The organism is Roseibium sp. ROS1 (assembly GCF_054658215.1).
In genome coordinates, this window is the sequence record NZ_BAAGIG010000001.1 from 1,298,082 (window position 1) to 1,311,857 (window position 13,776).

Sequence of the window (13,776 nt, forward strand, 5' to 3'; positions counted from 1 at the left end):
GGGCGATAGTTGCCACGCGCTACGCTTCCGTCATGCAAATACAAGCAGAGCGGAGTAACGCGTGGCGAAAGCAATACATTCTATGATCCGTGTTCTGGAAGAGCACAGGTCTCTTTCCTTTTATGAAAAAGCATTCGGGCTGACCGTAGCGGATCGTCTGGATTTTCCCGATTTTACCCTGATCTACCTGCGCAACAGCGACTCCGGCTTCGAGCTGGAACTGACCGTCAACAAGGGGCGGACAGAACCCTATGACCTTGGCGATGGCTATGGGCATCTTGCGTTCAGTGTCGATGACCTCGACAGCGAACACGCACGCTTCGAAGCAGCAGGTCTCAATCCAAGAAAACTGGTCGATTTCGCACCGGCGGGAGACGTCATAGCGCGCTTCTTCTTCGTTGCGGATCCCGATGGCTATCAGATCGAGGTGCTTCAGCGCGGCGGTCGATACGAATGAATTGAATTGAACGGGAGGAGAGCATGAAAACCGAAAACAGTCCGAAAGGTCTGACCAGACGACAGCTTCTGGCCCGGGCGACGGCGGCAGGCGCTGCCTTCGTCACCGGGACCAGGTTTCTGGCAGCAAGGGACGGCGCCTGGGCGACGGAGCTGACGGCACTCAAGCCGGACAGTTTCGCGACGCTGGTGCAGATGGCGCGGGACATCTACCCGCACGACCATGTCGGCGACGAATACTATGTCATTGCCGTCAAGGGATATGACACGCCCGACCACGCCGAGGATATCGAGGCCGGTATCGAGGCCCTGAACGGAGCAGCCCAGGGGAGAGGGCATGCTTCCTATCTTGCGATCGGCTGGGAACGTGACAGGGCGGACCTGCTGCGGTCCATGGAGGACAGCCCGTTCTTTCAAAGGGTCAGGGGCGGATTGGTAACGGGTCTCTACAATCAGAAAGCAGTCTGGCCGCTGTTTGGATACGAGGGAGCTTCCTACGAACTGGGCGGCTACATCGACCGGGGCTTCAACGACATCAACTGGCTTTGAGCCTTAGGGAGGAAACCATGGCTGCACCATTTGACCTGAATGACGACACGGTTGTCGTCGTGATCGGAACGGGCGCCGGTGGCGGTGTGCTTGCCAACGAGCTGGCGCAGAAGGGCGTAAGTGTCGTGGCTCTGGAGGCGGGCGGACGCTATCTTCCGGATGATTATGTCAACGACGAGTGGGAAAGCTTCGGGCAGCTTGCCTGGGTCGACCCCAGAACCACGTCTGGCGACTGGCGGGTTGCAAAGGACTTTTCCGGCCTGCCGGCCTGGATCGTCAAGGCCGTCGGGGGGACCACCGTTCACTGGGCCGGGGCGTCGATCCGCTTCCAGCCACATGAGTGGAAGGCGAAAACGTCCTACGGCAACGTCCAGGGAGCCAATCTGCTCGATTGGCCGCTGGATGCGGAGGAAATGGACCCCTGGTACACGCTTGCCGAAACAAAACTGGGCGTGACGCGCACAGGGGGGCGGGCAGGACTGCCGGGCAACAACAACTACCTTGTGTTCGAAAAGGGCGCCAAGGCGCTCGGCTACAAGGAAGTCCATACAGGCCGGATGGCCATCAACTCGGACGACTACGACGAGCGTATCGCGTGCCAGCAGACCGGGTTCTGTTTTCAGGGCTGCAAATGGGGAGCGAAGTGGTCCGCCGCCTACACGGATATTCCGCGGGGCGAGGCAACCGGAAATCTGGAAGTTCGCGACCAGGCCCATGTCGCACGAATCCTGCACGACGATGCAGGCAAGGTGACCGGGGTCGAATATTTCGACAAGGACGGCAATCTGCAGCTTCAGAAAGCCCGTGTCGTCTGCGTTGCCGGCAATTCCTTCGAAAGCCCGAGGCTGTTGCTGAATTCAGCGTCTTCCATGTTCCCGGACGGTCTTGCCAACAGCTCCGGCCAGGTCGGTCGCAATTACATGCGCCATACCACAGGCTCGGTCTATGCCATTTTCGACCTGCCGGTGAAGATGTGGCGTGGAACAACGATGGCGGGGATCATTCAGGACGAAGCCCGTCACGACCCGTCCCGCGGCTTTGTCGGCGGATATGAACTTGAAACCCTGGCTCTTGGACTGCCGTTCATGGCGGCGTTCCTTGATCCGGGGGCGTGGGGCCGGGAATTCACAAGTGCGCTCGACGGTTACGAGAACATGGCGGGCATGTGGATCGTCGGTGAGGACATGCCCCAGGAAACCAACCGCGTCACGCTCAATCATGATGTGAAGGACAGCTTTGGCCTGCCGGTGGCGAACGTCCATTTCGATGATCATCCCAACGACGTCGCAATGCGCAATCATGCCTACAAGCAGGGGATGGCCATCTACGATGCCGTCGGGGCGACCCGGACCTTCCCGACGCCGCCTTACCCGTCTACCCACAATCTGGGTACCAACCGGATGTCGGAAAATCCGCGGGACGGGGTGGTCAACCGCTGGGGGCAAACCCACGACATTGCCAATCTGTTCGTGTCGGACGGGTCCCAGTTCACCACGGGCGCTGCCGAAAACCCGACCCTGACGATCGTGGCACTAGCCATCCGTCAGGCCGATCATATCGCCCGGGAAATGAGTGCCGGCAATCTGTAGTCCCGTGAGGGCCGGCTTCCGGAAGGCTGGGCTTTCAAAGCCCGGCAAACGCGGAGGTTCTGATTGGATTGCCGGGCTCGCACGGGGCCGGTGCTGAATATCTCATGGCTGCAAATCCTGCCCGCAGCTTGAGGACCCGCTGATCTCCGGTGGAGGCTTCCTCCGTTTCTGCCGGAGGAGGGCAGGTGAACGTTGCAGTCAAGAGAAAGGCCGCCGAGGTTACCCTGGCGGCCTTTCTTGATCATCTATTGTGTTTTCCGAGGCTGTTCTTGAACCGGTCGCGCCGGGATCAGGACCTCAGACCCTCGGCAATCGAACGATTGATGCTGATGAGGGTATCGAGCTTGTTTTCATCGTCAGTCGTCATGACTGACATGGTCTGCTTGAACACGAACACGCCCAGCGAGGCGATGTTGTTCTTGATGTCCTGAGGCAGTTCGCTTTCAGGACTGGTCGCGGACGTCACGAGAATTGTCCAGAGCTTGCGGTTGTACACCAGGGCGTCATCTTTTTCCGCAAGCGAGGAATTTGCCCATTCATCCTTGATCAACTGAAGCCGGGCTGCGGCCTTCATCAGCAGATTCGCTTCCAGCTCCCTCGGTGACATCGCCACCTGGCTTGTTTTCTGGTAAGCCTGCGCTGCCTGTTTGTACATGACTGATCAGCGTCCCTTCGTACTCGATGAGCTTACGTGCTTCTTTCAGTGCTTTATAGAAGGCGCCGGTTAGTATGGCGTTACTAATCCTGGTGACAAAAGGGATCGTACTCGGCGCGGCTTTCACTATGTCATTGACGAGGCTGAAGTAACTCTCCTGTATCTTCTCCAAGTCAGTTGACAGATACATCAGCTGAACAGCCAGGTAGACCCGTTTGGCTGGTGTATCCGCAGTGGCCGGCGTGAGAATATCCTTTTCTCGCAGAATGGGAGCCTGGCCTTCGATAAAGAGGCGAGTGCGTTGATTGTCATTGGTGATAACGCTTTCCCCAATGATAATTCGCTCGCCCGGTTTCAGCTCGACCTTGAGCGCCATTCCGTGACCTCCACGCAGAAGTATCGCTGTGAAACGTTAACGAAATCGTTAACGATTTGCCCCCGATACCTTAATGATAACTGCCGCCGGTGTTAACCGAACAGGCTCAAGACGCTCTGATCTGCCTGGTTGGCCAGAGACAGAGCGGTCGAAGAAAGCTGCTGACGGGTTTGCAGCGCCAGCATGTTAGCACCTTCTTCGTTCATGTCCGCAATAGTTAGGTGGCCAGCGCCAACCTCCAGCGTGTTGATCAGATTTTGGGTGAAATCGGTCCGGATTTCCACAGTCGAAAGAGCCGTACCCATCGAACGGGCCGCATTGCGAAGCTCGTCGAGCGCCGCGTTGATGGCCTGAAGCGTTCGATCGATATCCGTATCCGACTTGAATTCGGACGGCGCTGCCGTCAGTGACACGGTTCCTGACGTCGATCCGAGCGTCGTTCGGTTGAAGTCGCTGTTGCTGCTGGAAATGTCGAAAGAGACTTCGCCAATAAGGCTGATGCTGCCGCCCGAGAAGGTGGCATCCAGGCCCTTTACGTTGTTGATGAAGGTCACGAGATCGCTGACCGTGGTTTCTTCATCGATCTCCAGAGAGGCCGGCTCGAAGCCGTTGCCGTCGGTGATCGTGATCGTGTCGCCGGCCTGGAAGCCGCCGGAGGAGACCAGCGTTGCCGTGGAACTGAGAGGAGACACCGTCATCGTGGTCGTTGTGCCGCCGGTGTCGCCACCGTCCGTCGCTGCGCCACCACCGGTGTTGTCCTTGGAAATATAGAGAGGGTTGTCGAGACCGGACGTGATGGTGATGGAGTCCGTGGCTTCGTCAAAAGTGGCGTGAACGCCGTTCAGATCGTTCAATGCGTCCACGTAGTCCTGCACCGTGGTGATGTCGGTACCGACCGTCAGGTTGGTGGTGCCGGAGGAATCCGTGATGCTGACAACGTTGCCGGTTGCCCAGTCGGCGAGGTCCGTCAGATTCGAGGACGCCTGCAGGCCTGACAGGGAAATGGAGGTGGTGCCGCTGAAGAGGTTGAAGGACGACGTACCGGTGCCTCCGGCATCCAGGTCATCCAGATTGAGACCGTCATCGAGTGAAGTGTCAGTAAAATCTACCGGATTAACGGTCAGATTCGAGGTGCTGTCCTCGTTGAAGATAACTTCCAGCTCGTTGCCGGCACCGGCAAGAAGGTTCTTGCCCTTGTAGCTGGAGTCCCGTGCCATATCCTCGATCTGCTCGAGCAGATCGTTGTACTGGCTGGTGAACAGCTTGCGTTCGTATTCACTGGAGGTCTGCAAGGCCTGGTTCGCGATGGCCTTGGCCGATTCCACCAGTTTGGTGATCGACGTGATGCCCTTGTCCGCTGCCCGGATCGTCTGAACCGCCTGGCCCATGTTGTCCAAGAGGTTGGACAGATCACTCGCGCGGTCGTTCAGGGATTGTGCCGTGAAATAGGAGTTCGGGTTGTCGAGCGCCGTGTTGACCTTCAGGCCCGTTGCCAGGCGCGTTTGCGTGATCGACTGCAAATCCGCCGTCTGTTTCAGCGACAGGAGATTGTCCCGGACAGCACTGGAGAGAACAATATCAGGCATCAGACTTCACCGCTTTCCCTATTCAGGTCTCGCCAAAGGCAACATGCGGGTAATCCAAGTCGAGCATGCACCTTTGCCGTAAATCTAAATGGAAAGTTAATCACTGATGCACGTATTAACGTCCCGTAAATAAAAGTTACCAAAAGGTTTCTTTTAAGGTGTTGATTCTCAATGATAAAAAATTTCGGGTTCAGACAGTAATTCACGGCGTAAACGAAAAAGGCGGACCAGTGGCCCGCCGTTTCTGATGCTTGTCTGTGAGTCGTGCGTCCGACTGATTCTCTTTGAATTAGAAGAGGGATAGCACGGTCTGGTCCGCCTGGGAGGCGAAGGACAGAGAGGTGGAAGCAAGCTGCTGACGGGTCTGAAGGGCCAGCAGGTTTGCACCTTCCTCGTTGGTGTCGGCCAGGGTCAAAAGACCTGCACCTTCCTGCAGAGTATTGATCAAGGTCTTCGTGAAGTCTTGGCGGATCTCAACAGTCGAGAGGTTGGTACCGAATTCGGAAGCCTGGGACCGCAGGTTTGACAGACTGGTGTTCAACCGGTCTATGACGCGGTTGATGTTCGTATCCGTTGCGAACCCACTGTCGGAGATCGCTTCGATCACGATGCCATCCGTGTCCGCGGTAAAGCCGGAGCTGTTGAAGTCCGTGTTGTCACTGGTCAGCGACAGGTCGGTTTCCGACGTGATGGTGATACGACCGGAGCCGTCATCGAACTTGGCCGAGACGCCGTTGAAGTCGTTGATGAAGTTTTCCAGGTCATCAACGGTGCTGTCTGCTTCAACTTCGAAGGTGCCGAGCTCGTAGCCGTTACCGTCCGTCAGCGTCAGAGTATCGCCAACCGCGAAGGAACCGGAGTCGATCAGGGCATCCGTGGTCGAGGAGAACGCGGTTGCGTCGACGAGGGTGCCTGCAAAGCTCGTGGTCGCAGAACCGTTACCACCGATGTAGAAGTCTTCATCGGAGTAGATGGTCAGTTCGCCCGTGCCGTTGTCGAATTCTGCACGAACACCGGCAATGGCGTTGAGGCCATCAACCAGATCCTGAACGGAAGCCGTCGAGGAAACACCACCGGAGAGCACGGCCGGGTTGGTGGCAGTGTCGTTGACGAAGGACAGGCTCTGGGTCGTGGAGATCAGAGTGGAGTCCGACAGGGTGGAGGAAGTGTTCAGGGCAGAACCGCCTGCATCCTGCAGGGTGATGACGGTCTTGCCGCCCTGCAGCTGCAGGGAAGAGGTTGCACCTTCGCCTTCTGCCAGATCGGAAAGGTTCAGACCGGTGGACAGTGCGGTGTCGGTGTAGTCAACCGCTTCAATTGTCAGCTTTGAGGTCGCATCTTCGTTGAAGATGGTGGTCAGGTCGTTGCCGTCACCTGCAAGCAGGTTCTTGCCTTTGTACGAGCTGTCTTTGGCGACGTCTTCGATCTGTTCCAGCAGGGCGTTGTACTGTGCTGCGTAGGTTTTACGCTCGTACTGGCTCTGTGTCTGCAGGGCCTGGTTGGCTTTCGCCTTCGCGGTTTCAACCAGATCCGTGATGGTCTGAATGCCTTTGTCCGCGGCTTTGATGGTCTGCAGGGACTGGCCCATATCGTCCAGCAGGGTGCTGAGATCGCCTGCGCGGGAGTTCAGTCCGGATGCCGTGAAGAAGCTGTTCGGATTGTCCAGCGCGGAGTTCACCTTCATGCCGGTTGCCAGCTTGTTCTGGACGCCCGACATCAGGTCTGCAGTGGATTGAAGTGTGAGGAGGTTTTGCCGCACGGCGGCTGACAGCGTAATGTCACGCATCGAATTATCCCTTTCCTGGGTCAAATTTCAACTGCTCTTCCTGAGCAGGTTGGGACCGATCATCGAGCGTTAACCTTAATCAATGGTTAAGCGCTTGAAAAATAGGGTTATCAGGAGGTTAACGCCGTTTTGCGCCCTGTCTGAACTGTCAGGAGGATTGCCTTCTAGTGCCGATGCAGGGTTCCCAAAAGTGACAGTGTGTTTACTGCGAGGGCAGGGTGCCTGGTTACGGCGACAGGTGTGCAAAGCCCGGAGTCCGGCGGGTTTTGTCCTCGTCGGGTTCCGGAGAGACAAGCGTTCTCAAAAAAAATCAATGCGAGGCGTCATGGAGGCCGATGCCGGCCTTGCATGTTTGCTCTGGCGTCGAGAGAGGGCCCGAGCAGCCATGGCAATTTGAATGAATGGGCGCAGGCTGCGAGCTGCGTTTATATCCACCGGAACCAGAATCTTAACGATTGGGATCAGGCAAGGCTTTGAAACCGATGTTCGGGAAGAGGGTAGGTTTCGGGCTGGAGGCGTGTCTTGGGAGTGAGCTTGGGGAGTGGGGCCGAATATAGATGCGCTTAAAGTTTTCCGCGGGCGCGAACGGCTGGATCGGGAAACGCGCTTGAGGATCCGGAAACAAGAAAAGCGGGCCGTGGCCCGCTTTCCAATGTCGTTCTAACCGAAATGTCTGGCTTAGAAGAGACGCAGAACGTTCTGGTCTGCCTGTGCTGCGAAGGACAGCGAGGTAGAAGCCAGGCTCTGGCGAGTCTGCAGGGCCAGCAGGTTTGCACCTTCTTCGTTGGTATCGGCCAGTGTCAGCTTGCCTGCACCTTCTTCCAGCGTGTTGATCAGGTTCTTAGTGAAGTCCTGACGGTTTTCAACGATGGAGAGGTTGGTACCGAAGGAGGAAGCCTGCGTTCTCAGGTTCGACAGTGCAGTGTTCAACCGGTCAACTGTACGGTTGATGTCCGTATCCGTCGCAAAGCCACTGTCGGAGATCGCCGAGATGCCGATACCGGTGGAGTTTGCGGTGAAGCCGGAGCTTGCAAAGTCGTCGTTGTCACTGGTCAGCGACAAGTCGGTTTCCGAAGTGATGGTGATGCGGCCAGAGCCAGTGTCGAAGTCAGCGGAGACGCCGTTGAAGTCGTTGATGAAGTTTTCCAGATCATCAACCGTGCTGTCTTCTTCAACTTCGAAGGAGCCGAGCTCGTAGCCGTTGCCGTCCGTCAGCGTCAGAGTGTCGCCAACAGAGAAGGAGCCGGAGTTGATCAGAGCATCCGTGGTCGAAGAGAACGCAGTCGCGTCAACGAGGGTGCCTGCAAAGCTCGTGGTCGCAGAACCGTTACCACCGATGTAGAAGTCTTCATCGGAGTAGATGGTCAGTTCGCCCGTGCCGTTGTCGAATTCTGCACGAACACCGGCAATGGCGTTGAGGCCATCAACCAGATCCTGAACGGAAGCCGTCGAGGAAACACCACCGGAGAGCACGGCCGGGTTGGTGGCAGTGTCGTTGACGAAGGACAGGCTCTGGGTCGTGGAGATCAGAGTGGAGTCCGACAGGGTGGAGGAAGTGTTCAGGGCAGAACCGCCAGAATCCTGCAGGGTGATGACGGTCTTGCCGCCCTGCAGCTGCAGGGATGCGGAAGCGCCTTCGCCTTCTGCCAGGTCGGAAAGGTTCAGACCGGTGGACAGTGAGGTGTCCGTGTAGTCAACAGCTTCAATGTCAAGCTTCGAAGTGGAGTCTTCGTTGAAGATGGTTCTCAGGTCGTTGCCTTCACCTGCGAGCAGGTTCTTGCCTTTATAACCGGAGTCCTTCGCCAGGTCTTCGATCTGCGTCAGCAGGTCGTTGTACTGAGCAGCAAACTGCTTGCGCTCGTACTGGCTCTGGGTCTGCAGGGCCTGGTTGGCCTTTGCTTTTGCAGATTCAACGAGCTTGGTGATGCTCGAAATACCCTGGTCGGCTGCCTTCAGGGTCTGCGTGGACTGGCCCATGTCGTCCAGAAGAGTGGACAGGTCGTTTGCACGGGAGGTCAGGCCGGAAGCCGTGAAGAAGCTGTTCGGATTGTCCAGAGCGGAGTTCACTTTTTTACCGGTCGCCAGTTTGTTCTGGACGTCCGACATGAACTGTGCGGTGGACTGAAGGGTGTTGAGGTTCGCGCGAACCGCGCTCGACAGAGTAATGTCGGCCATTTTGTGTCCTTTCTAGGAGTACAAGATACGAGGACCCTTCCTGGGTCCGAGGGACATCTATCGGCGCTTTCTTGTAAGAAGTTCTAAACAAAGATGGTTAGCGTAAATTAACCTTAACAGCCCCCTAAGCCGAGCACATAAAATCATTGCCAGAAAAAGTTGAGTATATTGTTTTGAAAGACAAATTTTTGCTCAGTAAAGATCTTAACGAGGGCCAGCGAAAGCTTGAAGAATGCCTCTTGCCAGGTGCTCGGGCAGCGCAAATTTCCCCTAAAGGCAGTCGGCTTGTCTGAAACCTGACGGATTTGTTAACCCGCATGCGGAGCGAGACCGGTGAAGGTGCCGAAATCGAGGACGATAGACAGATGCGCCGGCAAGACGCGCCGGGCCGATTGCACGTGGGGTTAGCCAGAAAGCTTTGATAGAGCAAGCGTCAGGGAACGCGCGTGAGGAGGCTGCAAGCGATCAGTTGAAAGACCGTGTGGGTTTGAGGCTGAAGGCGTCGCTGGAGGAGGGCAGCAACCCTGCGGGAGAGGATTGGGGAAAGTCGAGCAGACAGGGGATTGCCAAGGTCACAGCAAAGCCGGGCGCCGTTAGGAAACGGGCAGGATATATGGATGGCTGCGCCTGATCAGATAACGCGTTCAACCGGTTCTGCCTGGGGCTGGGTCTGCCGGGTTTCTATCGACTCGTTGTACGCCCTCAGACGAAGCAATGTCTCTGCAGGTATCTGCCGGACGACCTGACCGGTTTCGGTGTTGGTCGCGACATAGACCAGGGCGTCGTATTCCGGGTCGATGATGTTCTGACGTTCGACCGTGGAAGAAAACCGTTCGCCAAACGAACGCTGGTCGCGCTCGTTGTTCGCACTGCGCTGTGCGTTTTGCGTCTCGGTAGAAGGTCTTACGGTCTCTTCGACCGGAAGGTCCGTCTCAACTGAAGGAGCATTGCGCTCCGGAGCCCGCGCTACCGGCGTAATCGCCGTATATGTCGGCGATGGCGGCCGGGCCAATCCCGTGTCCAACATCTTTTCCTCCGGGTGACTAACAACTTTTACCCGATCAATCTGGAAAGATAACGTAAGGGAATGAATCGTCTGTTAACGGAATGATTAGACTTTTAAGGGTTGCGATCTATCCGGTTGCGCCTGTTCCTGATTCGCTCTCGCAGTCCCGTCCTGCCGTTTGGGGAAACCTCTGGGCAGGTTTCGCGAGGGGGATAAATACACGAAAAGCTCCCGGCAGGGAGCTTTTCATCGTTTCAGGATACTCGGCGTGGTTCTTGCTAGCTGTCAGCAATCATCAGAGCGACTGATTGACAGCGATGCCCCGAGCGGATTGCGGTCCGGTTGGCGCAGAACCGTTTCGTCCGTAGGTGGTCGGTGCATTGGCATTCTTGGCACCGGCAACCTTGGCCACGGTTGCGACGATGTTATTGGCAACGTCTCTTGCCGTTGAAAGCACTGCCAGGTTGATGCGCAAAACCGGCTGGAATTCGCTGTGCTGGCGACGCAGCGACTGGGTGGATGCCGGGGAAAGATTGCCCAGGGCGACCGCGTGTTCCTTCGCTGTCATCATGCCGCGGGTGTATTCGTGGATCAGCCGGGCCTTGTCGGGCTGCAGTTCGCCGGCTTCCCGGAGTTTACCGGCCCTGACCAGATCGGTTTCCATTTCGATCACCGACAGGAGGGCTTCCATGGTGCCGGACAAGGCAGAGCAGAACTGCTCGGCTTCCTGCTGGCTGGTCGGCCGCTCAAGGGAAAACGGAAAGGTGGATGCGTTGGGTTGTGCGGTCATCTTGACCCCTCCTGCAATGCGAGCAGTTCACGTTCCACGCTGTCGGCAAGGCCGATGCCGCCTGTTTGGGCGATGTTGCGTGCATATTCGTCGACCAGAAGGCTCTGCCAGGCATCCGCCCCGTGGCCTTTGCCCCAGGTGCCGCCGTTTTCAAGGCCGGTGAACATGTTCTGGAGCATGGTGTTCAGGAAAACCGCCTCAAACTCTTCGGCAGCTTCGCGAACCCGCGTCTTGTTGGTCCGGTCGACGCCGCGCAGCGTGTCCAGCGGGCTTTGTTGAAAGGATGTCGGTGAAACAAGCTCGGCCATCACAGCACCTCGATATCGGCCTGGAGGGCACCTGCGGCCTTGATGGCCTGCAGGATCGAGATCATGTCGCGCGGACCGATCCCGAGGGCGTTCAGACCATCAACAAGCTGCTTCAGCGTGACGGTTTGCGGAACGATGGCGAGTTTGGAACCTTCCTCATCCACGGTGACGTCAGAGCGCGGCACCACCGCGGTCTGGCCGTTTGCGAAGGGCAGCGGCTGCGAGACCTGCGGAGATTCAGCAATCGTCACGGTCAGGTTGCCCTGGGCAACGGCGACCATGGAAACCTTCACATCCTGTCCCATGACGATGATGCCGGAGTTCTCGTCGATGACGATGCGGGCTGCCAGATCCGGTTCGACGATCAGCTGCTCGATGTCCGTCAGAAGGTCGACGATGTTGCCATCATATTGCTGCGGCAGATCGATGCGTACGGTTGCCGGATCAAGCGGTTCGGCTGTCGGCATGCCGATCAGTTCGTTGACGGAGAGCGCGATGCGCCGCGCGGTGGTCAGATCCGGATTGCGCAGGGCGAGACGAAGCGTGGTCAGCGAAGCCAGCTTGAATTCCAGTTCGCGTTCAACAAGGCCGCCGTTGGCGATCCGTCCGGCGGTGGGAACACCGCGAACAACCGACGCGGCATCCGCCTGTGCGGAAAAGCCACCGATCGCGATCGAACCTTGGGCGATTGCGTAGACTTCACCATCGGCACCGACCAGCGGCGTGACCAGAAGCGTGCCGCCCTGAAGCGATTCTGAATCGCCGAGGGCGCTGACGTTGACGTCGATCCGGGTACCCTGTGTGGAGAAGGGCGGCAGGTTGGCGGTCACCATGACGGCCGCGACGGTGTTGGTGTTCAGGTCGATGTTGCGGGTGTTGACGCCGAGACGTTCCAGCATGGCCTGCAGGCTCTGCTGCGTGAAAGGCGAATTGTTGAGCGAGTCGCCGGTGCCATTCAGGCCGACCACGAGGCCGTAGCCAATGAGTTGGTTTTCGCGGATGCCTTCGAAATCGGCAATATCCTTGATACGGGAGGCGGCGTGTACCGGTGCCAGCAGGGTTGTTGCAGCAACGGCGGCGGCAGCACCCAGAAGTGCCAGCCGCTTGAACCCTCCGCAGATCATTTCACCAATTTTTCGCATTACCGATCTGGCCCGCCATCGTGTTTCCGGCTTTGCTGCCGGGATACATATATTCGAAATGCGCAATGCGAGAGCCGTGCCACTTTTTACAAAGGCGTTGGTTCTTTCCATAAAAGTGGCGGAAATCCTGGCTCTTTGCTGGTATGATCACGAGCATATCCACGCAAAACTGTCGCTTGAGGTTAAAGAAATGTACCTGTTGGTCGGCAAATATTGCCTCACCCCCAAGGACTCATTTACCCTTCTCGGCAGAATCTGACGGGCAGAGCCACTCCATGCGCCAGAATTGCCGTCAGTCCGACTGGAAGATCGATCATGCGTATTACAGGCAATAAACCCATTTCCGGCGTTCAGGGACGAGGCGCCAAGAAGAGCGTTTCTTCAAACGGCGACCAGTTCGCACCGGACCTTGGGGGTGAGGTTTCACAGTCTTCCCAGACCGCGGGCGGTGCGTCCATTCAGGGCATGGATGCCTTGCTGGCCCTGCAGGAGGTTGACGACCGCGCCGAGCGCCGATCCCGTGCTACCAAGCACGGGCACAATCTGCTGGACACACTGGAGTCGGTGCGGGCGGATCTGCTTGCCGGACACGTGTCGGAGGACCGGCTGGAGCTGCTCGCCAGGCAGGTTTCCAAACGCCAGTCGAGTGGTGATCCTGAGGTTGATTCGGTGCTCGAGGAGATCGAATTGCGGGTCAAAGTCGAGCTTGCAAAGCTCGGCCGATTCCAGGATTGAGCGTGCACACAAATCGATAAAATTTGTCGGCTTAGTGTTCAAAATTTACGCAACGTCTTGAAAGGTATAAACTTTCCTTGACGCCATTTTTAGCAAATGAACCGTTGTCCGCTGGCGGAACCGCCTATATATTGCGCCCGGCATAACGGTAATCCGGAGCTATCGATGACGGTTGAAATTGAGTCTGAATATCGACCCTCGGAAGACGAGCCGTTCATGAATGACAGGCAGCGCGAGTACTTTCGGAACAAGCTGCTTGTGTGGAAAGAAGAGATCCTGAAGGAAAGCAAGGAAACCCTCGCCAATCTTCAGGAGGAAAGCCAGAACCATCCTGACTTTGCCGACCGTGCGTCGTCCGAAACGGATCGGTCCATTGAACTTCGCGCCAGGGACCGTCAGCGGAAACTGATCTCGAAGATCGATGATGCCTTGGAACGCATTACAGACGGAAGCTATGGCTATTGCGAAGAGACCGGCGAGCCGATCTCTCTTCGGCGCCTCGAGGCGCGCCCGATCGCGACTTTGTCGATCGAGGCTCAGGAAGCCCACGAGCGTCGGGAAAAAGTGTATCGCGACGACTGATTTCCAGAAAACGGCCGGTTTGCCGCACAGACGGCAGATCC

Annotated in this window: 15 protein-coding genes; 6 read left to right on the plus strand and 9 right to left on the minus strand. The window is 57.2% G+C overall.

What is annotated here, in order from left to right:
* Positions 1-61 precede the first annotated feature (61 nt).
* From ACYQ6M_RS05845 to ACYQ6M_RS05855, 3 genes are read left to right on the plus strand one after another with little or no spacing between them, the layout of a single operon-like run.
* Positions 62-457 carry a VOC family protein gene (locus ACYQ6M_RS05845; RefSeq protein WP_031269183.1) on the plus strand — a complete coding sequence of 132 codons (396 nt, stop codon included), beginning with the start codon at positions 62-64 and terminating at the stop codon, positions 455-457.
* 23 nt (positions 458-480) lie between these two features.
* Complete coding sequence (locus ACYQ6M_RS05850) at positions 481-1,005, plus strand: Twin-arginine translocation pathway signal (RefSeq protein WP_460072659.1); 525 nt, start codon at positions 481-483, stop codon at positions 1,003-1,005.
* 17 nt (positions 1,006-1,022) lie between these two features.
* Positions 1,023-2,594 (plus strand): GMC family oxidoreductase, encoded by a 1,572-nt coding sequence (locus tag ACYQ6M_RS05855; RefSeq protein WP_460072661.1) that lies wholly within the window; start codon positions 1,023-1,025, stop codon positions 2,592-2,594.
* Positions 2,595-2,883: 289 nt separating this feature from the next.
* Here the strand turns inward: ACYQ6M_RS05855 and flaF are convergent, their stop codons facing one another.
* The 9 genes from flaF to ACYQ6M_RS05900 form a co-directional block, all read right to left on the minus strand.
* Positions 2,884-3,249: a flagellar biosynthesis regulator FlaF gene (flaF, locus tag ACYQ6M_RS05860; protein ID WP_460072663.1), complete on the minus strand. Its 366-nt coding sequence runs from the start codon at positions 3,247-3,249 to the stop codon at positions 2,884-2,886.
* On the minus strand, positions 3,131-3,625 hold the full coding sequence (flbT, locus tag ACYQ6M_RS05865) for a flagellar biosynthesis repressor FlbT (protein WP_006932693.1): 495 nt from the start codon (positions 3,623-3,625) through the stop codon (positions 3,131-3,133). Before flbT ends, flaF begins: the two co-directional genes overlap by 119 nt.
* 92 nt (positions 3,626-3,717) lie before the next feature.
* Positions 3,718-5,211, minus strand: a complete 1,494-nt coding sequence (locus ACYQ6M_RS05870; RefSeq protein ID WP_460072665.1) for a flagellin N-terminal helical domain-containing protein — start codon at positions 5,209-5,211, stop codon at positions 3,718-3,720.
* A gap of 289 nt (positions 5,212-5,500) precedes the next feature.
* A complete protein-coding gene (locus ACYQ6M_RS05875; RefSeq protein WP_023000695.1) occupies positions 5,501-6,997 on the minus strand; it encodes a flagellin N-terminal helical domain-containing protein in 1,497 nt (498 codons plus the stop codon).
* Positions 6,998-7,675: 678 nt separating this feature from the next.
* Positions 7,676-9,172, minus strand: a complete 1,497-nt coding sequence (locus ACYQ6M_RS05880; RefSeq protein ID WP_228872366.1) for a flagellin N-terminal helical domain-containing protein — start codon at positions 9,170-9,172, stop codon at positions 7,676-7,678.
* 631 nt (positions 9,173-9,803) lie between these two features.
* Positions 9,804-10,199, minus strand: coding sequence for a hypothetical protein (locus ACYQ6M_RS05885; protein WP_460072668.1), 396 nt, complete (start codon positions 10,197-10,199; stop codon positions 9,804-9,806).
* 274 nt (positions 10,200-10,473) lie between these two features.
* Positions 10,474-10,968, minus strand: coding sequence for a hypothetical protein (locus ACYQ6M_RS05890; RefSeq protein WP_023000699.1), 495 nt, complete (start codon positions 10,966-10,968; stop codon positions 10,474-10,476).
* Entirely contained in the window at positions 10,965-11,276 is a 312-nt protein-coding gene (locus ACYQ6M_RS05895; protein WP_023000700.1) for a rod-binding protein, read from the minus strand. The genes ACYQ6M_RS05890 and ACYQ6M_RS05895 overlap by 4 nt, the downstream gene beginning before the upstream one ends.
* Entirely contained in the window at positions 11,276-12,400 is a 1,125-nt protein-coding gene (locus tag ACYQ6M_RS05900) for a flagellar basal body P-ring protein FlgI (RefSeq protein ID WP_023000701.1), read from the minus strand. Before ACYQ6M_RS05900 ends, ACYQ6M_RS05895 begins: the two co-directional genes overlap by 1 nt.
* On the opposite strand from ACYQ6M_RS05900, the gene ACYQ6M_RS05905 reads away from it, so the two are divergent.
* The 3 genes from ACYQ6M_RS05905 (at position 12,381) to dksA (ending at position 13,735) form a co-directional block, all read left to right on the plus strand.
* On the plus strand, positions 12,381-12,677 hold the full coding sequence (locus tag ACYQ6M_RS05905) for a hypothetical protein (RefSeq protein ID WP_460072671.1): 297 nt from the start codon (positions 12,381-12,383) through the stop codon (positions 12,675-12,677). The two genes, ACYQ6M_RS05900 and ACYQ6M_RS05905, sit on opposite strands and share 20 nt — an antisense overlap.
* A 56-nt stretch (positions 12,678-12,733) precedes the next feature.
* Positions 12,734-13,153, plus strand: coding sequence for a flagellar assembly protein FliX (locus ACYQ6M_RS05910; protein ID WP_023000703.1), 420 nt, complete (start codon positions 12,734-12,736; stop codon positions 13,151-13,153).
* A gap of 165 nt (positions 13,154-13,318) precedes the next feature.
* Positions 13,319-13,735, plus strand: coding sequence for an RNA polymerase-binding protein DksA (gene dksA / locus ACYQ6M_RS05915; protein ID WP_006932683.1), 417 nt, complete (start codon positions 13,319-13,321; stop codon positions 13,733-13,735).
* Positions 13,736-13,776 lie beyond the last annotated feature (41 nt).

Coding starts and splice junctions, on each gene's coding strand:
- ACYQ6M_RS05850 (WP_460072659.1), top strand. CDS start 481: ATGAAAACCGAAAACAGTCCGAAAGGTCTGACCAGACGACAGCTTCTG.
- ACYQ6M_RS05855 (WP_460072661.1), top strand. CDS start 1,023: ATGGCTGCACCATTTGACCTGAATGACGACACGGTTGTCGTCGTGATC.
- flaF (WP_460072663.1), bottom strand. CDS start 3,249: ATGTACAAACAGGCAGCGCAGGCTTACCAGAAAACAAGCCAGGTGGCG.
- flbT (WP_006932693.1), bottom strand. CDS start 3,625: ATGGCGCTCAAGGTCGAGCTGAAACCGGGCGAGCGAATTATCATTGGG.
- ACYQ6M_RS05870 (WP_460072665.1), bottom strand. CDS start 5,211: ATGCCTGATATTGTTCTCTCCAGTGCTGTCCGGGACAATCTCCTGTCG.
- ACYQ6M_RS05875 (WP_023000695.1), bottom strand. CDS start 6,997: ATGCGTGACATTACGCTGTCAGCCGCCGTGCGGCAAAACCTCCTCACA.
- ACYQ6M_RS05880 (WP_228872366.1), bottom strand. CDS start 9,172: ATGGCCGACATTACTCTGTCGAGCGCGGTTCGCGCGAACCTCAACACC.
- ACYQ6M_RS05885 (WP_460072668.1), bottom strand. CDS start 10,199: ATGTTGGACACGGGATTGGCCCGGCCGCCATCGCCGACATATACGGCG.
- ACYQ6M_RS05890 (WP_023000699.1), bottom strand. CDS start 10,968: ATGACCGCACAACCCAACGCATCCACCTTTCCGTTTTCCCTTGAGCGG.
- ACYQ6M_RS05895 (WP_023000700.1), bottom strand. CDS start 11,276: ATGGCCGAGCTTGTTTCACCGACATCCTTTCAACAAAGCCCGCTGGAC.
- ACYQ6M_RS05900 (WP_023000701.1), bottom strand. CDS start 12,400: ATGATCTGCGGAGGGTTCAAGCGGCTGGCACTTCTGGGTGCTGCCGCC.
- ACYQ6M_RS05910 (WP_023000703.1), top strand. CDS start 12,734: ATGCGTATTACAGGCAATAAACCCATTTCCGGCGTTCAGGGACGAGGC.
- dksA (WP_006932683.1), top strand. CDS start 13,319: ATGACGGTTGAAATTGAGTCTGAATATCGACCCTCGGAAGACGAGCCG.